The sequence below is a fragment of the Pseudomonas sp. C32 genome (assembly GCF_030417915.1).
GTDB lineage: Bacteria > Pseudomonadota > Gammaproteobacteria > Pseudomonadales > Pseudomonadaceae > Aquipseudomonas.
Window position 1 is genome coordinate 165,207 of record NZ_JAUHUK010000003.1, and the last position, 21,819, is coordinate 187,025.

The 21,819-nt window shown below is 59.6% G+C and carries 19 protein-coding genes; 7 read left to right on the plus strand and 12 right to left on the minus strand.

Translation table 11 applies throughout. The features are described from left to right. Window positions 1–500 precede the first annotated feature (500 nt). Genes pepN through QYH43_RS04625 form a run of 6 tightly spaced genes read right to left on the minus strand, consistent with a single transcriptional unit; the run spans window position 501 to window position 7,016 of the window. Window positions 501–3,158, minus strand: coding sequence for an aminopeptidase N (gene pepN / locus QYH43_RS04600; protein ID WP_095151217.1), 2,658 nt, complete (start codon window positions 3,156–3,158; stop codon window positions 501–503). Window positions 3,159–3,168: 10 nt separating this feature from the next. Further along, window positions 3,169–3,999 (minus strand): DUF2797 domain-containing protein, encoded by an 831-nt coding sequence (locus tag QYH43_RS04605; protein WP_095151218.1) that lies wholly within the window; start codon window positions 3,997–3,999, stop codon window positions 3,169–3,171. Continuing rightward, on the minus strand, window positions 3,996–4,256 hold the full coding sequence (locus tag QYH43_RS04610) for a YeaC family protein (protein ID WP_053158810.1): 261 nt from the start codon (window positions 4,254–4,256) through the stop codon (window positions 3,996–3,998). The genes QYH43_RS04605 and QYH43_RS04610 overlap by 4 nt, the downstream gene beginning before the upstream one ends. 32 nt (window positions 4,257–4,288) lie before the next feature. Further along, window positions 4,289–5,158, minus strand: coding sequence for a rhomboid family intramembrane serine protease (locus QYH43_RS04615; protein WP_095059887.1), 870 nt, complete (start codon window positions 5,156–5,158; stop codon window positions 4,289–4,291). Then, window positions 5,155–6,126 (minus strand): metallophosphoesterase, encoded by a 972-nt coding sequence (locus QYH43_RS04620; protein WP_095059888.1) that lies wholly within the window; start codon window positions 6,124–6,126, stop codon window positions 5,155–5,157. The genes QYH43_RS04615 and QYH43_RS04620 overlap by 4 nt, the downstream gene beginning before the upstream one ends. Beyond that, window positions 6,126–7,016, minus strand: a complete 891-nt coding sequence (locus QYH43_RS04625; protein WP_053158802.1) for an NAD(+) kinase — start codon at window positions 7,014–7,016, stop codon at window positions 6,126–6,128. The genes QYH43_RS04620 and QYH43_RS04625 overlap by 1 nt, the downstream gene beginning before the upstream one ends. A 115-nt stretch (window positions 7,017–7,131) precedes the next feature. On the opposite strand from QYH43_RS04625, the gene QYH43_RS04630 reads away from it, so the two are divergent. Then, window positions 7,132–8,082, plus strand: coding sequence for a DUF1853 family protein (locus QYH43_RS04630; RefSeq protein ID WP_095059889.1), 951 nt, complete (start codon window positions 7,132–7,134; stop codon window positions 8,080–8,082). Between the two features lie 165 nt (window positions 8,083–8,247). On the opposite strand, the gene QYH43_RS04635 is transcribed toward QYH43_RS04630, so the two are convergent. Further along, window positions 8,248–8,808 carry an NADPH-dependent FMN reductase gene (locus QYH43_RS04635; RefSeq protein ID WP_095059890.1) on the minus strand — a complete coding sequence of 187 codons (561 nt, stop codon included), beginning with the start codon at window positions 8,806–8,808 and terminating at the stop codon, window positions 8,248–8,250. A gap of 174 nt (window positions 8,809–8,982) precedes the next feature. Here QYH43_RS04635 and QYH43_RS04640 point away from each other — a divergent pair, with 174 nt between their 5' ends. Further along, the gene (locus QYH43_RS04640) at window positions 8,983–9,207 is read left to right on the plus strand and encodes a hypothetical protein (protein WP_095059891.1); all 225 of its coding nucleotides are present in this window, start codon (window positions 8,983–8,985) and stop codon (window positions 9,205–9,207) included. 88 nt (window positions 9,208–9,295) lie between these two features. Next, a complete protein-coding gene (locus QYH43_RS04645) occupies window positions 9,296–10,189 on the plus strand; it encodes a LysR substrate-binding domain-containing protein (RefSeq protein ID WP_301156516.1) in 894 nt (297 codons plus the stop codon). On the opposite strand, the gene QYH43_RS04650 is transcribed toward QYH43_RS04645, so the two are convergent. The 5 genes from QYH43_RS04650 to QYH43_RS04670 form a co-directional block, all read right to left on the minus strand. Next, window positions 10,155–10,769 carry a GNAT family N-acetyltransferase gene (locus tag QYH43_RS04650; protein ID WP_095059893.1) on the minus strand — a complete coding sequence of 205 codons (615 nt, stop codon included), beginning with the start codon at window positions 10,767–10,769 and terminating at the stop codon, window positions 10,155–10,157. The genes QYH43_RS04645 and QYH43_RS04650 overlap by 35 nt on opposite strands. Before the next feature lie 14 nt (window positions 10,770–10,783). Then, the gene (locus QYH43_RS04655; RefSeq protein ID WP_301156517.1) at window positions 10,784–13,039 is read right to left on the minus strand and encodes an arginine/lysine/ornithine decarboxylase; all 2,256 of its coding nucleotides are present in this window, start codon (window positions 13,037–13,039) and stop codon (window positions 10,784–10,786) included. A gap of 212 nt (window positions 13,040–13,251) precedes the next feature. After that, window positions 13,252–14,004: a DNA polymerase III subunit epsilon gene (gene dnaQ, locus QYH43_RS04660; RefSeq protein WP_301156518.1), complete on the minus strand. Its 753-nt coding sequence runs from the start codon at window positions 14,002–14,004 to the stop codon at window positions 13,252–13,254. Window positions 14,005–14,195: 191 nt separating this feature from the next. Then, window positions 14,196–14,648 (minus strand): ribonuclease HI, encoded by a 453-nt coding sequence (gene rnhA, locus QYH43_RS04665; RefSeq protein ID WP_095059896.1) that lies wholly within the window; start codon window positions 14,646–14,648, stop codon window positions 14,196–14,198. A gap of 90 nt (window positions 14,649–14,738) precedes the next feature. Continuing rightward, window positions 14,739–15,497, minus strand: coding sequence for a class I SAM-dependent methyltransferase (locus QYH43_RS04670; protein ID WP_095059897.1), 759 nt, complete (start codon window positions 15,495–15,497; stop codon window positions 14,739–14,741). Window positions 15,498–15,562: 65 nt separating this feature from the next. On the opposite strand from QYH43_RS04670, the gene gloB reads away from it, so the two are divergent. From gloB to QYH43_RS04690, 4 genes are all read left to right on the plus strand, one after another. Then, complete coding sequence (gloB, locus tag QYH43_RS04675) at window positions 15,563–16,330, plus strand: hydroxyacylglutathione hydrolase (protein WP_301156593.1); 768 nt, start codon at window positions 15,563–15,565, stop codon at window positions 16,328–16,330. A gap of 99 nt (window positions 16,331–16,429) precedes the next feature. Further along, the gene (locus QYH43_RS04680) at window positions 16,430–17,884 is read left to right on the plus strand and encodes a transglycosylase SLT domain-containing protein (protein ID WP_301156519.1); all 1,455 of its coding nucleotides are present in this window, start codon (window positions 16,430–16,432) and stop codon (window positions 17,882–17,884) included. Between the two features lie 265 nt (window positions 17,885–18,149). Continuing rightward, window positions 18,150–19,979: an extracellular solute-binding protein gene (locus tag QYH43_RS04685; protein ID WP_095059900.1), complete on the plus strand. Its 1,830-nt coding sequence runs from the start codon at window positions 18,150–18,152 to the stop codon at window positions 19,977–19,979. After that, the gene (locus tag QYH43_RS04690) at window positions 19,976–21,817 is read left to right on the plus strand and encodes an extracellular solute-binding protein (RefSeq protein ID WP_095059901.1); all 1,842 of its coding nucleotides are present in this window, start codon (window positions 19,976–19,978) and stop codon (window positions 21,815–21,817) included. The genes QYH43_RS04685 and QYH43_RS04690 overlap by 4 nt, the downstream gene beginning before the upstream one ends. Window positions 21,818–21,819: the final 2 nt, after the last annotated feature.

The following is a 21,819-nucleotide window of genomic DNA, read 5'->3' on the forward strand; positions in this document are numbered from 1 at the left end:
TATCCTATCGGTGTTTTTGAATGTCTGACAATCGACGCCACGTTATCTTTTGTTAACCGGGGGGGATGGGGGTTGTTCTGAATGGTTGGGTATCAGGTGGGGTGATTGGGGTTTTGGTGATTGGTGTACATATCCGTTGCTGCGGTTACGGCCGCTATTGGTTCCGCCCTTACGGCGGGTCACGTTCGAAGAGCCGGAATGCCGGCCCAGGCGAAAGTAACCAAAGCGCTTGGCCCCTTACATTTGGTGCCTCGCCGTGGGCCTATCGAGGGGGGTAAGAAAACCAAAAGCCAAAGCGAGGCGGCCTACCGGCCGGCCTGTTCGTCAGGCTGTACACACCTCCCTGTAGGAGCTGGCTTGCCGGCGATGGCGCCATCTCGGCCAACCCTGCTGCAGCTGACACACCGCCATCGCTGGCAAGCCAGCTCCTACAGGGATTGAGTACATCTGAAAGAAAAAGAAATTGGTCGGCCCGAAGGCCGCCAAGGTCAACAGCAGACTCAGGCCAGACTCTTGCTGACCACTTCAAACACATCGCTGGACAACTGACCCGACGCACGAATGCGCTCCAGCTCAGCTTTCATCAAAGCCTGACGGGCACTGTCGTACTTGCGCCAGCGAGTCAGAGGCGCCAACTGGCGAGAAGCAATCTGCGGATTGAAGCCATTCAACTCGATCACCAGATCGGCGAGGAAGCGATACCCGGAACCATCCGCCGCATGGAAGTTGATCAGGTTCTGCCCGGCAAACGCACCGACCAGCGCCCGCACCTTGTTCGGGTTCTTGATGTTGAAGGCCGGGTGCTGCATCAACGCCTTCACCCGATCCAGACCGCCAGGCAATACACTGCCGGCCTGCACGCTGAACCATTGATCCATGACCAGCGGGTTGTCCTTGAAGTGCTCGGCGAAGCTCGCCAGCGCCGTGGCCTTCTGTTCTTCGAACGGCGAGTTGACCAACACCGCCAGTGCGGTCAAACGCTCGGTCATGTTGTCGCACGCGTCGAACTGCTCCAGGGTTGCCGCCAATACTTCCGGTTTGCCGCTGAGCATCAGGTACGACAACGCAATGTTCTGCAAGGCGCGACGGGCGAAATGCTCGGCCTCGGCCATGTACGGCGTCTGCTTCGACAATTCGCGATTGGCCTGATAGCGCAGCCACAGGCCTTCGAACAAGGCGTCCGTCAGTTGCTTACGGGCAAACTCACGGGCGGTGTGGATGGCGTCGACATCCGCCACTTCGCTGATTTCGGTGAGATACGCTTCGCTCGGCAACGAGAGCATTTCCGCGACCATCGCCTGATCCAGCGATTCGTCCGACAGCACAGTGCGCAACGCGGTGACCAGACGCTGATCCAGCACCAGCGCTTCGCCCTTCTGCTGCTGGGCGATCAATTCCTGCAACACCTGCACAGACAGTTGCTGCCCGGCATCCCAGCGGTTGAAACCGTCGCTGTCGTGCTGCATCAGGAACATCAACTGATCGCGGTTGTACGGGAAGCTCAGTTTCACCGGCGCCGAGAAACCACGCAGCAACGACGGCAACGGTTGTTCAGCGATGTCGACGAAGGTGAACGTCTGCTCGGCTTCGGTCACCGAGATCACGCGGGTCGTGCCTTGGGCGGCGGCTTCACCGGCAAGACGCAGGGCAATCTCGCCGCCCTTGCTATCGAGCAGGCCCAGTTCGACCGGAATCACGAACGGCAGTTTTTCAACTTTGTCCGGGGTTTCCGGGCAGCTCTGGCGGAACGTCAGGCTGTAGGTTTTTGCCGCCGCGTCGTAAGACTCGCTCACGGACAGACGCGGTGTGCCCGCCTGGCTGTACCAGCGCTTGAACTGGGTCAGGTCGACGCCGTTGGCATCTTCCATGGCCTTGATGAAGTCATCGCAGGTCACGGCCTGGCCGTCGTGGCGATCAAAGTACAAATCGCTGCCTTTGCGGAAACCTTCAGCGCCGAGCAAGGTATGGATCATGCCCACGACTTCCGAACCCTTTTCGTACACAGTCAGGGTGTAGAAGTTGGAAATCTCGATAAAGCTGTCCGGGCGCACAGCGTGGGCCATGGGACCGGCGTCTTCGGCGAACTGGTGGGTGCGCAGGTAGGCGACGTCCTGAATACGCTTGACCGTGGCCGAGTTCATGTCGGCGGAGAAGCCCGAATCGCGGAACACGGTGAAACCTTCCTTCAGCGACAGCTGGAACCAGTCGCGGCAGGTCACGCGGTTGCCCGACCAGTTGTGGAAATATTCGTGAGCGACGATCGCCTCGACCCGCTGGTGCGCGGCGTCGGTGGCGGTTTCGGCGCGGGCCAGCACGGCGCTGGAGTTGAAGATGTTGAGGCCCTTGTTCTCCATCGCGCCCATGTTGAAGTCGTTCACGGCGACGATCATGAAGATGTCCAGATCGTACTCGCGACCGTAGACCTCTTCGTCCCAGCGCATGGATTTCTTCAGGCTGTTCATGGCGTGCTGGCACTTGTCGATGTTTTCCGGCTCGACATAAATACGCAGCGCCACAGTGCGTTCGGTCATGGTGGTGAACGTGTCTTCAACGCACCACAGGTCACCGGCCACCAACGCAAACAGGTACGCCGGTTTCTTGAACGGGTCTTCCCAGGTCGCCCAGTGCCGGCCGTCTTCGCCAGGACCGGAGGCAATCGGGTTGCCGTTGGACAGCAACACCGGATAGCTGTGCTGTTCGGCAACCACGGTGGTGGTGAAGGTGCTCATCACGTCCGGACGGTCGAGATAATAGGTGATCTTGCGGAAGCCTTCGGCCTCGCACTGGGTGCAGAACATCGTGCCGGACTTGTACAGGCCTTCCAGCGCGGTGTTGGTTTCCGGATGGATCCTGACGCTGGTATCGACCGTGAACGTGGTGCTGGTCGGGTGCAGGGTCAGGTGACTCTCGGTCAATTGATAGTCGGCAGCACTCAACTCGCGGTCGGCCAACGTGACCGACACCAGCTCGAGTTGCTGGCCATCCAGCACCAGCGGCGGCAGGCCCGGGCCACGCTCGGGGTTGCGGCGCATCACCAGTTGCGCATGGACCAGGCTGTGGTCCTCGAACAACTCGAAGGTCAGGTGCGTCTCGTCGATCAGGTACTCGGGCGCCTGATAGTCCTTCAGGTAGATCATCTTCGGTTGTTCGGTGCGCATGCTGGAATCCTTACTGATGCACGGCGAGCTGGTAAGCCGTGTATTTACGAATATTGATCACGCCGGTGTCGAAAATCAGGTATTGACCTTTGACGCCCATCAGCGTGCCTTCGACGATCGGGTTCTTGTCCAGGTTGAAGCTGACGATTTTCGCCGGGTACTGCTCGACCGGGTAGCGGATTTCGAGCGGATCAACGTCAGAAATAGTCTGGATCGCCTGTAGGCCAAATCGTTCCTGCAGCGTTTGCAAACCTTCTGCGCAACTGGCGAACAGCTGATCGCGAACCTCGGCCAGATTCACCGCCGCCGCATCGCCCTTGAGTAAAGCACGCCAGTTGGTCTTGTCAGCCACTTGGCTGCGGAACAGGTCTTCGACAAACCCGGACTGCTGTCGGGTCGAGACGCGGATGATCGGCAATGCCTGGCTGGCGCCCTGATCGAGCCAGCGGGTCGGCAGCTGGGTCGCTCGGGTAATCCCGACTTTCACCCCCGACGAATTGGCCAGGTACACCACGTGGTCGGTCATGCAGAACTTCTCGCCCCACTCCGGCTCTCGGCACGTACCGGCGTCAAAGTGGCAGCGTTCCGGGCTCATGATGCACACGTCGCACTGGGCCAGTTTGGTCATGCATGGGTAGCAGTAACCCTGGCTGAAACTGGTTTTGGTTTTGCGTCCGCAATGGATGCAGTGGATCGCACCCAGGTATTCAAGGCGCACCGTGGTCCCGATCAACGGATTGACCGGTACCTCGGTTTCGCCAAGACGAAATGCGTATTGCACGTTCGGCCCGTCAAGGCGTGCCGACATTTTGCTGATTGCACCGCGGCCAATCTCGATCAATGGATGGCATCCGACTTGAACAGGATATTCGGCACTTGAATCGACTTGGAGCTGCATTCCTGCGGGCCCATGTAGCCCGTGCGCTGGTCTTCGGGCAGGTTCTGGATTTCCCAGGCGATCATCGCTTGCAGCGACAGTTCACGCTGTTCGGCGGTGAGTTTGCCGCCATCGGACCATTTGCCGATTTCCACGGCCAGTTTCAGGCTCTCGTAGATATCAGGGGTGATGTTCTTGATCATTTCGTTAAAAGAGGACATTGGGTCTCCGCGCTCTTTATTGCATATCTGATTTAGACGGCCAGTTTACGGCGGTTGTACAAACCACCCAACAAACCGGTGAAGCATCCGATGAGTAACCCGCTGACATGGGCCGCGTTGGCGATTTCGCCGAAGCCGATCATCGAGATGAGGCCGGACAGGCACAACAACAGCCACACCAGCATCATCACCAACACGCCACGGGGCAAGCGATATGCCGGGTTCGGCGCGAGCAGCTGGAAAATCCAGCAATGCCCGAGTAACCCGTACAGCACGCCGGACAGCCCACCGAACAGGGACGGCCCGCTGAACAAATATTGGGTGAAGTTGGACACGAGGCTGAACAGCAAGGTCAGGCCGATCAGATTGATGCTGCCCTGACGCGATTCAATTCGTCGCCCCAGCTCCCAGTACCACATGCCGTTCATCGCCAGGTGCAGGATGCCGAAGTGGATCAGCATCGGCGTCACCAGACGCCACCACTGCCCGGCCGCCAGGCTGTCGGCCAGAGGCGTGAAATGAATGTATTCACCGACCACGCGGAATTCGAGGAAGGTCAGCCAGCGCATCGTTTCCAGGTTGTCGCCCAGCAGCGTGAGCGCGCCGACGATCACGCTCAGCAGCAATATCAGCGCGGTGGCCTTGGCGTATTTCACCTGCTCGACAAACCCCGGACGCTTGACCGTTTGCGCCACCGGGATATCCAGTTGCTGGTCGGGATCGCCCGCCGGAAAGCGCTCGTACAGAGCACGGACGTCTTCGCTGATGTTCTGCGGCACCCACAACACTTGCTCACCGGACTCTTCACTGACCCGATGGGGCACTTGCATGCGTTTGAGCAATTGGACGAACCCGCTCAGGTCCACCGCCAATGGCAGACGCAAGACCGCGACAGCACTCATTGCAGCACCTCCGGCCGCTCGACATCGACCCAGACGAATTTATGTGGATCGAGGCGGGTTTCCTGGTCCAGTCGATACGCGACCAGTTTGCCGTAGAGCACCGCGCTGTAGTCCAGGCAGGCCAGGTTTGGCCGGATCGGCGCTGGTTTGCCGCTGCGCCAATAGTGGCCGACAAACAACAGCGGCTCATCGATACCGTAGCGCAGCAGGCTGTTCTTTTCGGTAGAGGTCAATGGCGTTTGCGCGACGGGTTCAGGCAAGGCGTCTGGCTGGAACACAATGTCTCCATAGGTTTTCGGGTCGTCTTCCCAGAATTTGGTGCGGAAAAACGAACGCACCAGTCCGTCGCCGCTGGTCATGGTCAAGCCATGGGGCAAGCGCATGTCGGTGCCACGCAGCAGGCGATCGAATACGGTGCAGGCAAACGAACCCGGTTCCGCCGACGCCTGAAGAAAATGCTCGTCGACGCAACCATTGGGAAACAGTGCCCGCAACGGCTCGATCAAGCCTGCATCCCAGCACGCGTGCACCACGCGAAAACGCCCGGCATCGAGGAACAGCGGCAGTTCGTAGAACCACTGCTGGAAGTCGTGCCAGTCGCCGGGATGGTGTTCAAACTGAGTCAGGGTTTCGTGCAGCAAGCGGGCATGGCGCGGCGTGTGCTCGCGCACGAATTGCTTGCCGCTGCCGGGCAGCGCCGGCGTGACCCAGCCCAACGCATTGAATTCATGGTTGCCCATGATGCACAGCGCCTGACCGGCCTCGACCATGTCGTGAACGATATGCAGCGCCTCGCGAATCCGCGGGCCGCGGTCGATGATGTCGCCGACGAACACCGCCATGCGCGATGCGTGTCGCCAGACACCACCCTGCTTGTGATAACCGAGCCGGTCGAGCAAATGCTCAAGGGTCATTGCGCAACCGTGCACGTCACCGATCAGGTCGTAGCTACGCGCGGGATCGAGCATCAGTCGCCTCCACCACCCAACCTGCTGCCCCAGCCGAGCTTGGTCCGGCAGACTTCATAGTAGTTGTGGTCGAGAGGATGAATCAGCCGCAACTTCTGGGCTTTCTTGCTGACGGTAATGGTGTCGCCGGGCGCGCAGGTAAAGTGGTTCTGCCCGTCACACGAGACTTGCGGGTAAATCTGCATATCCTTGGACACGACGATTTTCAGCTCACTGTTGCCATCGACCACAATGGGTCTACCCGACAAGGTATGGGGGTACATCGGCACAATGACAATGGCGTCGAGCTTGGGGTGCATGATCGGCCCGCCGGCGGACAGCGCATACGCAGTGGAACCGGTCGGCGTGGCGACGATCAGGCCGTCGGCCTTCTGGCTGCAGACGAACTGGCCGTCGATGTACAGTTCGAACTCGATCATCCGCGTCGATTTGCCGGGGTGCAGCACCACGTCGTTCAGTGCATCGCCCTGGCCGATGGCCTCGGCATGACGGCGGACTTCGGCCTGGAGCAGGAAGCGGTTTTCCACCAGATAATGCCCATCGAGCACTTCGGCGACTTTGACTTCCAGTTCATCGGGACGGATATCGGTCAGGAAACCCAGGCTGCCCCGGTTGATGCCGAGCACCGGAATATTGTGCTTGGCCAGTGCCCGTGCGGCGCCGAGCAGGCTACCGTCACCCCCGACGACGATGACCATGTCGCAGACTTCACCGAGCATCTTGCGCGACGACGTTTGCAGGCCATGGCCCGGCAGGACTTCGGCGATGGTGTCTTCGAGGATCACATGCAGGTGACGATCGAGCAGAAACCGTTTCAGTCGGCGGACGGTATCCAGCACCTGAGAACTGCCCAGGCGACCGATGATGCCGATATTGCGAAATTGCTCCATGGGGCTCCTGCGGGATCTGTGTGGCGCGAAAAACACGATTATGGGCGAAAGCCGGCCGTAGACAAAATCCTTTCAGCTTCAAGGGTGTGCTCGGGTTTCGGGCTATGCTCGCAAGATGATCCTATTTCCAGATTTGCTCCAGCTACCCCACCAGTTGCGCCACCCTGAAGTGCGCGACCTGGCGTGGGTCATCCTCGCACCGCCGATGCTTGGCGATACGCCGTGGCCACAGCGGCATCCGCTGGCCGGCAGCGATTGGGTGCAGACGCCGGAGCACCTGGAACACTGGCTGCGACAGCTCGACCGGGACAGTTACGGGTTGCTGCACTGGCTGGCCCAGGCCCGCACCCGGCGCCTGGGCTTGTATTACGAGCGACTGTGGCAATTCGCCGTGCAGCATGCGCCGGGCATCGAATTGATTGCCGCCAACATGCCGATCCGCCGCGAGGGCCACACCTTGGGCGAGCTGGACATGTTGCTGCGTGATCGCGACGGCGTGCATCACCTGGAACTGGCAATCAAGCTTTACCTCGGCCCGCAATCCGGCGATGGCCACGACACCGCACAATGGCTCGGCCCAGGTTGCCATGACCGACTGGACCGCAAACTGAAGCACCTGAGCGAACATCAACTGCCGATCTCCGCACGTCCCGAGAGCCGCGAAGTGCTCGCAGCACTGGATATCCGCCAGTTCAGCGCGCATTTATGGTTGGGTGGCTATCTGCTTTATCCGTGGCCGGGCCCTTCCGATTCCCCGCAGGGCGCACATCCACAACATTTGCGTGGGCGTTGGTTGCATCAAAAGGATTGGGCGGCGTTTGTTGCGCAAAGCCCGGCTGGCCGCTGGCAGCCCCTGCCCCGCCATGCCTGGCTGGCCCCGGCGCACTACACCGCGGAACACACCTGGAATGCAGAGCAACTGCAAGCGTGGTTGAGCGATCTGGAGCCGCTGGCCCCGGCGCAATTGCTGGTGCGGCTGACGGAAAACGCCAGTGGCGACTGGGAAGAAGCCGAGCGGTTGTTTCTGGTGGCGGATCTTTGGCCGAATGTGCCGGGACAAGGTTGAGCCTTGCATTGCCTGAGCCGGCCCCTTCGCGAGCAGGCTCCCACAGGCTGAAATGCATTCCTCTGTAGGAGCGAGCTTGCTCGCGATAGGGCCAACCCGGTTTAAATGAATAACCTCACAACCGGCGCCGCCAAATTCACCCGCAACACCAGGTTGCCCGCAAACTCAGACTTTCTTGTGCTGCTCCACCCATTGCGCATAGGCATTGATGAAACTCTGCAGGAAAGGCTTCACCGATTCGGACAGCGTACCCGCCTCATCAAACGCTTTACCGGCACCACCCAGATAAGCCTCGGGTTGCTGCATCATTGGCACATTGAGAAAAACCATGGACTGACGCAGGTGATGGTTCGCACCAAATCCACCGACTGCACCCGGTGACGCGCTGATCACTGCGCCCGGCTTTCCACTCCAGGCACTTTTGCCGTACGGGCGCGACCCCACATCGATCGCATTCTTCATCGGCGCCGGTACAGAACGGTTGTATTCAGGCGTCACGAACAGCACCGCGTCGGATGTGCTCACTTGTTGTCGGAAAGTGCTGTAGGCTGCCGGCGGTGACGCACCATCGATGTCTTCGTTATAGAGCGGCAGATCGCCGATTTCGACGATGTTGAGCTTGAGATTGGCAGGCGCCAGTTCAGCCAGGGCCAACGCGATCTTGCGGTTGATCGATTCCTTTCTCAAGCTGCCGACCACGACGGCGATCGTATAGACGTTGCTCATGGGAGATTCTCGACTGTCCGGTGGAAAGAGCTTGTAGTTATAGATGACGTTTTACCCGGAGGCGGCCGAAAACACCGCACCTGACTATTTTTTTCATGTAAGAAAACTTACTTCGCACAAGCACGGTCTACAGAGCCGCAAATTGAGTGATTTATCTCCAGAGGTTCTAAGCAGATGGCAGCAGTACTCGTCGGTCAGTTCCATGCAAGAGACGCGGAAGGCCGCATTTATTCCGTGCATGAGTTTGAATCCACGCCGGCGGCAGACGTACCAGGGACGGTTACCACTTACAAAACAGCCATTGGCGATCGCCTGAACAAGATCGATGACAACGAGTTTCAGCTGGTGCAATCGGGCGTTACGCTCGTCCGGGAGCCGGAACCCACCGTTGCGTCATAACTCGATGTTATGGGTAGAAGTCATATGCACGGACTTGGGTTAGGATTCAAACGCTGACTCCTTCACCTGCTGAACATGGACTTCATGCATGCGCTTACGCCATATCGAAGTGATCCAGGCGCTCCTGCAGACCGGTCACCTGGGCACCGCCGCCGAATGGCTGCAGATGCCGGTGGCCGATGTCGAGCATTTGCTGCGCGACGCCGAGGATCAGCTGGGGTTCATGTTGTTTGCCAGCGTACGCGGGCGCTTGCAGGCCACCCGCGAGGCGCGGGAACTGCAGGTCGAAATCGAACGGGTCTACGATGCGCTCGAACCGGTTCAGCGCCTGGCCAATAGCCTCAAACAATACCTGGCGCCACCGCTGCGCATCATTTGCACCCCGCCCCTGGCCCAGCAATTATTGCCGCACAGCATCGCCGCCCTGCGTCGACGCCTGCCCGACGCGCCCTGCACCCTTCTGAGCCAGCCCACCCGAGACATCGTCAAAAGCCTGTTGCTGCGCGAAAGCGATCTGGGGCTGAGCCTGCATGACCCCGAACGCACTGAAATCGACTGCCAGGTGATTGCCCAAGGCAAGTTGCAACTGCTCGCGCCCCATGGCTGGCTGCAACCGAAACAGAAATACATCTCGGTGCAGGATCTGGCCGGTCAATCGATGATCGGCCTGGAAGGTCACGACCCGTTGAGCCCGGCCCTGGAATACAAACTGCACGCCTTGCGTCCTGCACCGGTCATTCAGACCCGCGTCCAGACCCATCAGATGATGCGCAGCATGGTCGAGGCCGGAGAAGGCCTGGCCATTGTCGACCCGTTCACGGCTCTCGGGGCCAAAACGACGGGGCTGGATGTCTGCCCGCTGGCACCGGCCGTGCCGATCAGCCTGTACGCCTTGACCCTGAAAAACGGCGAGCCTTCTGCCGCGGTTCAGGCTTTGTTGAGCATCATCACGGAACAAGCCGCGGCGATGCTGGCGAACTGATCGGGTTTTCCAGCTGGTTCTCGAACATTCGATACCAGAACAACGCCACTTCGGCGGTGTTCGGGTCGATGCCGCGATAACGCAGATGGTCGATCCCGCCGATCACGTAACCACACCGTTCATAGAGTCGACAGGCGCCCAGGTTATTGTTCTGGGTTTCGAGCATGATGCCCGGCAGTTTTTTCTTGCGGCTCCAGAACTGCGCCACATCCAGCAGCGCCTTGGCGACGCCATGTCGCCGGGCAGGCGCATGCACTGCCAATTCGTCGATATGGGCAAAGCCGTTCCAGTTGGTGCTGACCACCAGATGCCCCACCGGCTCATCGTCCAGATACGCCATGAAAATCGCGCTGTCCGGAGCATCGCGAAAACTGCTGAACTCCTCAGGATCAATGCCATAACACTTGCGATAAGGGGTAATCGGCGTGACCCGCCATCGCTCCACGGGCTGACCTATTTCCGGCGCGCCGTAAGCGGCAACTTCAAAACTGAAATCACTGCCCCAGATATAGGGAGCGAAACCTTCGTCGGCAACACGCACCGACAGCCCTGGATGAGTAGGATTCATGACCGGTTGCATACTGGGAAAGGTCCTCATTCCTTGATGCAATCGACGGTATAGTGCCGCCCATTGCCCTCGTCTTCATGTTGCAATCCGTGCACATCGGCGACGAATCCCGGGAAACTGGCATCGAACGTTCGGGCAAACGCCAGATAGTCAATGATTGAGCGGGTTGCCTCGGTAAAACGCTCGCCGGGCATGATCAAGGGGATGCCTGGCGGATACGGAACCAGCATCACCGCCGCGATGCGCCCGTCCAGCTCATCGATGGACACCGCCTCAACATCACCGCGCACCAACTGATCATAGGCGTCCGCCGGCTTCATCGCGACTTCCGGCAATACCGTGTACATACGCTTGAGGTGTTTGGCCGTGGCATTGCTGCGATAGCAGGCGTGCAACTGATCACACAAATCCCGCAGGCCCATGCCCTGATAGCGTGCAACGTTCTGTTGCGCCACGCAGGGCAGACAATTGATCAGACTGACATTGGCATCGTAGCTGCGCTTGAACTCCAGTAACTCGGTGAGCAGCGTGCTCCATTTGCCCTTGGTGATGCCCATGGAGAACAACACGAGGAACGAATAGAGCCCAGTCTTTTCGACCACCAGCCCACGCTCCCAGAGGAATTTGCTGACCACCGCTGCCGGAATCCCGCGCTCGCTAAGGGCGCCGCCCGCCGTCAAACCCGGCATCACCAACGTGACCTTGATCGGGTCGAGCAACACATAATCATCGGTCACGCCGCCAAAGCCGTGCCAGTCGGCATCAGGCTGCAACAGCCAGTCTTCGGTGGTCACCCGCTCGATACCTTCCACCGACGGTGGTTGCCAGATCGAGAACCACCAGTCATCAGCGGCGATGTGCTGACGCAGATTGGCCAGCGCTCGACGAAAACTCAGGGCCTCGTCGAACATCTCCTGCAACAGCGAACGTCCGGCCGGGCCTTCCATCATCGCTGAGGCGACGTCCAGCGAGGCAATGATGCCGTACTGCGGCGACGTGGAGATGTGCATCATGAACGCTTCGTTGAAGCGATCACGGTCCAGTTGCCGCGCACCGCCATCCTGCACATGGATCATCGACGCCTGGCTGAATGCCGCCAGCAGTTTGTGGGTGGAATGGGTGGTGAACACCAGCGGGCTGTCGTCAGTGCGGGATGTGCCCATGCCGTAACGTCCGGCAAAAAACTCATGGAACGCCGCATAGGCGTACCAGGCCTCGTCGAAGTGCAACACCTCGGTGCTGTTGCCCAATTGCTGTTTGATCAGTTCGGCGTTGTAGCAGAGGCCGTCGTAGGTCGAGTTGGTGACGACCGTGAGTTTGACCTTCGGCGCCCGGCCCTTGGTCAGCGGGCTCGCATCGATCTTGGCCTGGATCGATGCCGGGCTGAATTCACTCAGTGGAATCGGGCCGATGATGCCCAGTTCATTACGCTCCGGACACAGATAAAGCGGTATGGCGCCGGTCATGATGATCGAGTGCAGCACCGATTTGTGGCAATTGCGATCCACCAGCACCAAATCATCGCGAGCAACCATCGAGTGCCAGACTATCTTGTTGGCAGTGGACGTGCCATTGATCACGAAAAAGGTGTGATCGGCGCCGAAGTTGCGGGCCGCACGGGCCTCGGCGTCGGCCAGGGGGCCGGTATGATCCAGCAGCGAACCGAGTTCCGGCACTGAAACCGACAAATCCGAACGCAGGGTGTTTTCACCGAAAAACTGGTGAAACGCCTGTCCTACCGGACTCTTGTGATACGCCACGCCACCGCCGTGCCCCGGGGTGTGCCAGGAGTAATTGGAGTCGGCGGTATGCTGCACCAACGCCTTGAAAAACGGCGGCAACAGGCCATCAAGGTACTTGCGCGCGGCACGCGCCACCTGTCGGGCGAGAAACGGCACCGTGTCTTCGAACAGGTAAAGAATGCCGCGCAACTGGTTGAGCTCGGCCATGGCATCGGCCGGCGCATTTTCCAGAGTGACCTTTTCGCCCAGGGCGAAGATTGGCAGATCGGGCGCACGGACCCGTGCCAGACCGATCAGCTCGGCCATGTTCTGTAACAAATGGGAATGAGTGCTGGCGTCTTCGGACGCGATCAACATGCAGGACAGACCGTGATAAGTCGAGGCAACCAGCCGCCCCTCCGTGTAGTCCACCGCCGATACGATGCTGAAACCTTCCTGCTCCAGTTCCCGGGCAATGCCGCGCACGCGATCACCGGCGACGGTGTCAGCCTTGATGTCGCGATGCACGATCAGAACGGGAAATTTCAAATCTTTATACATGGGGCTCAGTGTCCTGAGGCGGCAGACCAGAGCCTGCCAATCACCTCAGGGTAGAGGGTTGAAGCGGATGTGGCGAGCGCGACGCACTAAAATGGGTCGGCAGCTACTTGTCGGGGTGCGGGTTGGTTTTCAAAAGATCGCAGCCTCGTTTTACTCGACAGCTCCTACAGGATTACGCATTCCCTCGTAGGAGCTCGATCTTCACGAAGGAACTACGCCTGCGCCTCAGCCAGCTGCACCCACAACGCCGGAGCGCCAGCGGATTTTGCGATGACTTCCATTCGAGCCGCGTGCCGGGCCAGGTCGTCTTCGCTGGCGCGGATGATGCGTGTGGGCTGACGGTCTGCAGGCAGGCGACGGATTTCCGTGGCCGAGTTGTCCGCGCCTTCACCGGAACCATTGCCATCGGAGGCGTTACCCGCCAGGGACAGGCTGGTCTGGCCACCGGTCATGGTCAGGTAGACGTCGGCAAGAATCTCGGAGTCGAGCAAGGCGCCGTGCAGTTCACGGCCGGAGTTGTCGACGCCATAGCGTTTGCACAACGCATCGAGGCTGTTGCGCTGCCCTGGGTGGCGTTCCCGGGCCATCATCAAGGTATCGAGGATCGAGCAGTGTTGCGTGATGTCCGCACGCCCGTGCTGGCCCATCAAGGCAAATTCGTTGTTGATGAAACCAACGTCGAACGCCGCGTTATGGATGATCAGCTGCGCGCCCTTGATGAACTCGAAGAATTCTTCGGCCACTTCGGCAAAACGTGGCTTGCCCACCAGGAATTCGTTGGTGATGCCGTGGACGCCGATGGCGCCTTCGTCACTTTCGCGGTCCGGTTGCAGGTACACATGAAAGTGCCGCCCCGTCAGCCGCCGGCCGATCAACTCGACGCAACCGATTTCGATAATCCGGTGGCCGTCGGTTACCGGCATGCCGGTCGTTTCGGTATCGAGTACAACGGATCTGGTGGCCATCAGTGCTCAGCTCTCAATCGGTCAATCATGTAAAAACGCGAATGTTAACACGCTGGACGGGGTCTTTCAGGTGGACCGTGCCGTCCCGATCGCTGGCGGGCCAGCTCCCACTCTTGATCTGCGTCATTCACAAATCTCCTGTGGGAGCCAGCCTGCTGGCGATGAGTGCACCACGGTGTATCAGCAGGAAATCAAGTCTGTTTGTAGCCGCGCACTTCGTCCACGCCACGGTTAGCCAATTGGTCGGCCCGTTCGTTGCCGTGATGGCCGATGTGCCCGCGCACCCATTTCCAGGTGACTTTATGGCGGTTGACCTGCTCGTCCAGCAGCTTCCAAAGGTCAGCGTTTTTAACCGGTTCTTTCGCAGCGGTTTTCCAGCCGCGCTTCTTCCAGTTGTCCATCCATTCATTGATGCCTTTCATCACGTACTGGGAGTCGGTCACCAGTAGCACTTCGCACGGACGCTTGAGTTCTTCCAGGCCTCGGATCGCGCCCATCAGCTCCATGCGATTGTTGGTGGTGTTGGCTTCGCCGCCCCAGAGTTCTTTCTCAACGCCTTTGCACACCAGCAAGGCGCCCCAGCCGCCAGGGCCGGGATTGCCTTTACAGGCGCCGTCGGTAAAGAGTTCTACGCTATCGCTCATGCCAATCTATCCAGAAAATGCGGTGGCCCGCCGATCGAGGATCGACGACGCCCAAAGCCGGGACACGCCCGGCCGAAATTAAAGAAGGGTTTACGGCTCGATGTTGCGCCGGTTGACCTTGGCCATCGGCAGCGGAATCAGTTTGCCCATCGGCTCACGGCGTTCCTGCCGCAGCGGCCGCAGACCGACCACGATCTTGCGCGCCACCAGCAAGTAGAAACCACCGCCCGACAGTTGCCAGGCGCCGGCCCTGCGTTCCCATCCGGCCAGACGGGTCTGCCAGGCAGGCGAAGCCAGCGGCGGACGATAGCACCCGAAGCGGCGTTTCTCCAGCGCGAAACCCAGCAGGTTCAGCCAGTCCGAAACCCGCGATGGAGAGATGCAGCGCGCCTTGCGCATCCCGTCATGGGCAAACATATGCCGCAAGCCCCAAGTGCTCCAGGGATTGATGCCGATGATCAGCAGATGCCCACCGGGCCGCACGCTGCTGGCCGCTTCGCGCAACAAACCGTGGGGCGACAGGCAGAAATCCAGCCCATGCTGCAACACCACCACGTCGGCGGCATGTTCGCTGAGTGGCCAGGCTTGTTCCTCGCAGACAATCTCGACCCCCGGCAACGGCGCACCAAGACGCACATTGCGCTGCACCTGTGGCGCCGACGGCGGCGTCTGGGCAGACGGGCCGTAATGCACAAGGTAACCGCCGAAAAAGCGCCCCAGCTCGTCTTCGAGCATGCGCCGCTCTTCGTCCAGCAAAAATTGCCCGATGGGCCCGGACAGCCAGTCGCGGGCTGCGCTGATCAACGCCAGCCAGTCCGGATCAGCCTGTGCGAACGCTTTGTCAGTCATTGCATTCTCCAACGCGCCAGGAAGTTCTAAGATGCGCCTTTGTTTTCTGCTTGGCGAATCCGACGATGATACAGATCACTGCCCTGCCCGCCTTCACCGATAACTACATCTGGTTGTTACAAGACCACGGCAGCAAGCGCTGCGCCGTCGTCGATCCGGGTGATGCCGCGCCCGTGCAAGCCTGGCTGACGGTCAATCCCGGTTGGGTATTAAGCGACATTCTGATCACTCACCACCATCATGACCATGTCGGCGGTGTCGAACAGTTGAAGGAAGCGACAAACGCGAAGGTCTATGGCCCGGCGAGCGAAAGCATTCCCGCGCGGGACGTTGCGCTCAAGGACAACGACCGTGTCAGCGTGCTCGGATGGGATTTCGATGTGCTTGCCGTCCCGGGCCATACGCTGGGGCATATTGCCTACTATCACCATGGTCTGTTGTTTTGCGGTGACACGCTGTTTGCCGCGGGCTGCGGGCGTCTGTTCGAAGGCACGCCACAGCAGATGTACGCCTCGCTGACCCGTTTGGCCGCGCTGCCGGAGGACACGCTGGTCTACTGCACTCACGAATACACCCTGAGCAATTTGAAATTTGCCGCCGCCGTCGAACCGAACAATCCCGACACTGCCGAACGCCTGGCCAAAGTCACCCGACAACGGGAATCCGGGATCATGACGTTGCCTTCGACACTGGCGCTGGAAAAGCTCACAAATCCGTTTTTGCGTGTCAGTGAAACATCTGTTAAAGAAAAAATGGACGAACGGACCGGCAGCGATAACTTGGCGCCCGATATGGTTTTTGCTGCGCTCAGGGCTTGGAAAGACGGGTTCTAAAGAGCTTGCTCGCGGGTCTGATATCGCTGAATGGTTGACCGCAGGGGGTACGCTTTCTAGAATCGCCCGACATTTTTGCCCGGAACTAACTTCCAGCCAATGTCGTCACCTATTCGTAAAGCCATCAATTCAGACGCATTGACCCGCTTGGCTCAAGCCATCGCGGTGGCTGTGTCCGCCACATTGGCGGGCTGTTCCAGCAATGCGCCGCAGACTGATGCGACGCACACCCAGAACATCGCTGCACGCGCCAAACAGAAGCCGATCTGGCTCACTGAACAACCTAGCCCGCAAGTTCCACAGGACGTCTGGGAGCGCATGCGCCAGGGCTTCCAGTTGCAGGACGGGCTGGGCGTCAACCCACGTATCGAGCAACAGCGCCTGTGGTTCGCCAGCAACCCGTCGTTTCTCGAAAACGCCGGCGAACGTGGCAGTCTCTACATGCACTACATCGTGGAGCGCCTCGAAGAGCGCAACATGCCGCTGGAACTGGCGCTGCTGCCAGTGATTGAAAGCTCCTACAACCCGATGGCCTATTCCCGGTCCAACGCGGTGGGTCTTTGGCAATTCATCCCTTCCACCGGGCGTTACTTCAACCTGCGCCAGACCCGTCTGTATGATGGCCGTCGTGATATCACCGCGTCGACCACCGCCGCGCTGGATTACCTGACCCGCCTGCATGACATGTTCAACGGCGACTGGATGCTGGCCCTGGCGGCTTACAACGCCGGTGAAGGCACCGTCAGCCGGGCCATCGAGCGCAATGAAAGGCTCGGCCTGCCAACCGATTACTGGAACCTGCCGCTGCCGTCCGAAACCCAGGCATACGTGCCAAAGTTGCTGGCGCTGTCGCAAGTGGTCATGGCTCCCAACGCCTATGGCGTGAACCTGAACCCGATCGCCAACGAACCGTACTTCCAGGCTGTCGAAATCAATCAGCGCATGGACCTGTCCAAAGTCGCTGAAGTCGCCAACATCGACGAAGACGAACTGTTCCAGCTGAACCCGGCCTTCAAGCAGCGCACCACCACCCTGGATGGCCCGCAGCATTTGCTGGTGCCGACTTCCAAGGCACAACTGCTGACCACCAGCCTGCAGACCATGCGCCCTGAAGAGCTGATCAGCAAGAAGCCACTCAAGCCTGTCTTCGACGGTGCGGACGATACGGTCGTCGCCAGTGCCAAACGCAACTACCGGGTCAAGCGCGGCGACAACCTCGGCTCCATTGCCAAGGCCAACAACGTCGACGTCAAGGATCTGCAACGCTGGAACAACCTCAGCGGCAAGAACCTCAAGGCCGGCCAGACCCTGGTCATGCAGGACACCCGCAAAAGCAAAAACAGCTCCGGTCGCGTCAATACCGTGGTCGCCGCCAACAGCAAAACCGCCAAAAGCAACAAGCAGCAGACCAAGTACAAGGTCCAGCAAGGCGATTCGCTGTACATCGTGGCCAAGCGCTTCAACGTTGAGATGCAGCATCTCAAACGCTGGAACCCTCGTGTCGGCCAGGCGTTGAAGCCCGGACAAATGTTGACGGTTGCCAATCCGCGCTAAAAAAACAGCCCCTGAATTCAGGGGCTTTTTTATGCCTGCACAGTTTCATGGCGAGCACAAAACCTGTAGGAGCGAGCTTGCTCGCGATGAGGGCTTGTCAGTTTGCATCGATGGCGACTGACACACCGTCATCGCGAGCAAGCTCGCTCCTACAGGGATTGTCGTCCAGCCGAAATGACTGATTGATCCCCTGTCTTTTTCCTGTCCTGACAAGCTGTTACTGTACGGTCCACAAAGCCCAAGCCGCCTGGATCGGATCCCCTATTTGAAGCGTCCCCTCCTCTTCCTGATCAGCCTGGCCTTGAGCTCCACCGCAAGCGCGACGATCAGCGAAAGCCATGGTTATGCGCAGTTCGGCACGCTCAAGTATCCGGCCAGATTTACCCATTTCGACTGGGTCAACCCGCAAGCGCCCAAAGGCGGAACGTTGCGGGTAATGGCGTTTGGCACGTTCGATACGCTCAACCCTTACACGTTCAAGGGCACCAGCCCGGTCACCACGCCGAGCTTCCTGCAGTACGGCATCAACGAGCTCAACGAACCGCTGATGGTCGGCACCGGCCAGTACGCGCCATCCGGGGATGAACCGGCGTCCAGTTACGGCCTGATTGCCCAGTCGGTGGAGTACAGCGAAGACCGCAGCTGGGTGGTGTTCAATCTGCGCCCCGAAGCGCGCTTCCACGACGGCACGCCGATCACCGCGTACGACGTCGCGTTCTCCTACCGGTTGCTGCTCAAGGAAGGTCATCCGCTGTACCGCACCAGCCTCCAGGAAGTGCTGCGGGTCGACATCCTCAATCCGCAGCGCATTCGTTTTGTGTTCAAGCGTGCCGGCAATCCGCTGTTGATCCTGCGTCTGGGCGAGTTGCCGGTGCTGCCGCAGCATTACTGGAAGGGCCGAGACTTCAAAGCCACCACCTTCGAACCGCCGCTGGGCAGTGGACCGTATCGCATCACATCGGTCACGCCAGGGCGACAAATCGTCTTCGAACGGGTCAAGGATTACTGGGGCAAGGACCTGCCGGTCAATCGCGGCAAATACAATGTCGACCGCATGGAAGTCGAGTATTACCGTGACAGTGACGTGGCATTCGAAGCCTTCAAGGCGGACGAATTCGACATTTACATCGAGCATCAGGCAAAGAATTGGGCCACCGGTTACAACTTCCCGGCGATACGTCGCGGCGAGGTGATCAAGGCGCAGATTGCGCACCAGATCCCGACCCAGAGCCAGGGATTGTTCATGAACAGCCGTCGCCCGACGTTCGCTGATCCCAAGGTCCGCGAAGCCCTGGGGCTGATGTTCGACTTTGAGTGGACCAACCGCACGCTGTTCAGCGGCGCCTACAAACGCGCCATGAGTTACTACCCCAACAGCGAATTCTCCGCGACCGGGTTGCCGGTCGGACATGAATGGCTGCTGCTCAAGCCCTACCGGGAACAATTACCGGCCAGGCTGTTCACAGAGCCGTTCAGCCTGCCGCAGACCATCGGGCGCGGCATCCCCCGGGAAACCCTGCGCAAAGCCCTCGGCCTGCTCGCTGAAGCCGGCTGGAAGCTTAATGGCCAGCGTTTACAGAACGCGACCGGGCAACCGTTGCGCCTGGAACTCCTGCTGGTCAATCCGAACCTGGAACGCATTCTTCAACCTTACATCGAGAACCTCGCCAGTATCGGCATCGACGCCCACCTGCGCACGGTCGATCGCGCCCAATACAAGCAACGCCTCGACCAGTTCGATTTCGACATGATTCTGATGACCCTCAACCAGACCCTCAGCCCGGGCCTGGAGCAATGGCAGTACTTTCATTCCAGCCAGGCCGGGGTCAAGGGCAGCAAGAATTACGCCGGCATCGCCAACCCGGTGGTCGATCACCTGCTGGAGCAACTGCTCGCCGCCCAGACCCGCGATGACCAGGTCGCGGCCGGCAAGGCCCTCGACCGTGTGCTGCTGTGGCAGCACTACATCATTCCCAATTGGTACCTCAACTATCACCGACTGGCCTACCGCAACCGGTTGGCCTTTGTCACGACGCCGCCCTACACCCTGGGCCTGAGCGCGTGGTGGCTGAAGTCTTCGGAGAAAGATCGATGAAACCCGTACGCGCCCTGCTCCTGCAGGCCAGCGGTCTGCTGTTCGCCGGACTGGCCTGCGCCGCTCCGCAACATGCCGTGACCCTGTACAACGAGCCGCCGAAATACCCGGCCGATTTCAAGCACTTTGATTACGTCAACCCGGACGCCCCCAAAGGCGGGATCTTCCGCCAGGCCGGGTTCGGCGGCTTCGACAGCCTCAACCCGTTCATCAACAAAGGCGTACCGGCCGATGACATCGGCCAGATTTACGACACGCTGACCCGGCACAGTCTCGACGAACCCTTCACCGAGTACGGACTGATCGCCGGCAGGATCGAAAAAGCGCCGGACAACAGCTGGGTGCGCTTTTACCTGCGCCCCGAAGCGCGCTTCCACGACGGTCATCCCGTGCGCGCCGAAGACGTGGTGTTCAGCTTCGACACGCTGACCAAGGAAGGCTCGCCGCTGTTTCGCGGCTACTACAGCGATGTGGCCGAAGTCATCGCCGAAGACCCGCTCAAAGTCCTGTTCAAGTTCAAGCACAGCAACAACCGCGAACTGCCGCTGATCCTCGGCCAGTTGCCGGTGCTGCCCAAGCATTGGTGGGTCGACCGCGATTTCAACAAGGGCAATCTGGAAATTCCGCTCGGCAGCGGCCCGTACAAAGTGGCCGACGTGAAGGCCGGTCGCTCAGTGCGTTATGAGCGGGTCAAGGACTATTGGGGCAAGGACCTGCCGGTCAATCGTGGCTTCTACAACTTCGACACGATGACCACCGATTACTACCGCGACAACACCGTCGCCCTCGAAGCGCTGAAGGCCGGGCAGTTCGATTACTGGCTGGAAATGACCGCGAAGAACTGGGCCAACGCCTACAACATTCCGGCAGTCACCGAAGGTCGGTTGATCAAGGAACAGATTCACAACGGCAACCCGACCGGCATGCAGGGTTTTGTCTTCAACCTGCGCCGTCCGGTGTTTCAGGATGTGCGGGTGCGCCAGGCGCTGAGCCTGCTGCTCGACTTCGAATGGACCAACAAGCAACTGTTCAACGGCGCCTACGTGCGCACCCGCAGTTACTTCGAGAATTCGGAAATGGCCGCCACCGGCCTGCCGGACGCCGATCAACGGGAGATCCTCGAGCCGTTTCGCAGCAAGCTGCCCGCTCAGGTGTTCAGCGAAGCCTTCGAAAATCCGAAGACTGACGCCAGCGGCATGATCCGCAATCAGCAGCGCGAGGCCTATCAATTGCTGCAAGAGGCCGGCTGGAAGATCGTCGACGACAAAATGGTCGACGCCACGGGCAAACCGGTGGCCATCGAATTCCTGCTGGCCCAGACCGAATTTGAACGCGTGCTCCTGCCATTCAAGCGCAACCTCAGTGACCTCGGCATCAATCTGGTGATCCGCCGTGTCGATGTCTCGCAGTACATCAACCGTGTGCGCTCCCGTGATTTCGACATGATCGTCGGCAGTTTTCCGCAGTCCAACTCACCAGGTAACGAACAGCGCGAATTCTGGATGAGCGCCGCCGCCGACAAGCCCAGCAGCCGCAACACCATGGGCTTGAAGGATCCGGTCGTTGATCAACTGGTCGAAAACCTGATCAATGCCGACTCGCGCAAAGGCCTCGTGGCCCACGCCCGGGCGCTGGATCGCGTGCTGCAATGGGGCTACTACGTGATCCCCAACTGGCACATCAAGACCTGGCGCGTGGCGTACTGGAACCACATCGGTCACCCGAAAAACTCTCCCGACTATGACATCGGCATTAACACCTGGTGGGTCAAGCCTGATGCGAAACCTGCGGTAGAAGTCGAAACCACATTGCAGGCCAATCCTGCGGGCACGGAGTAATC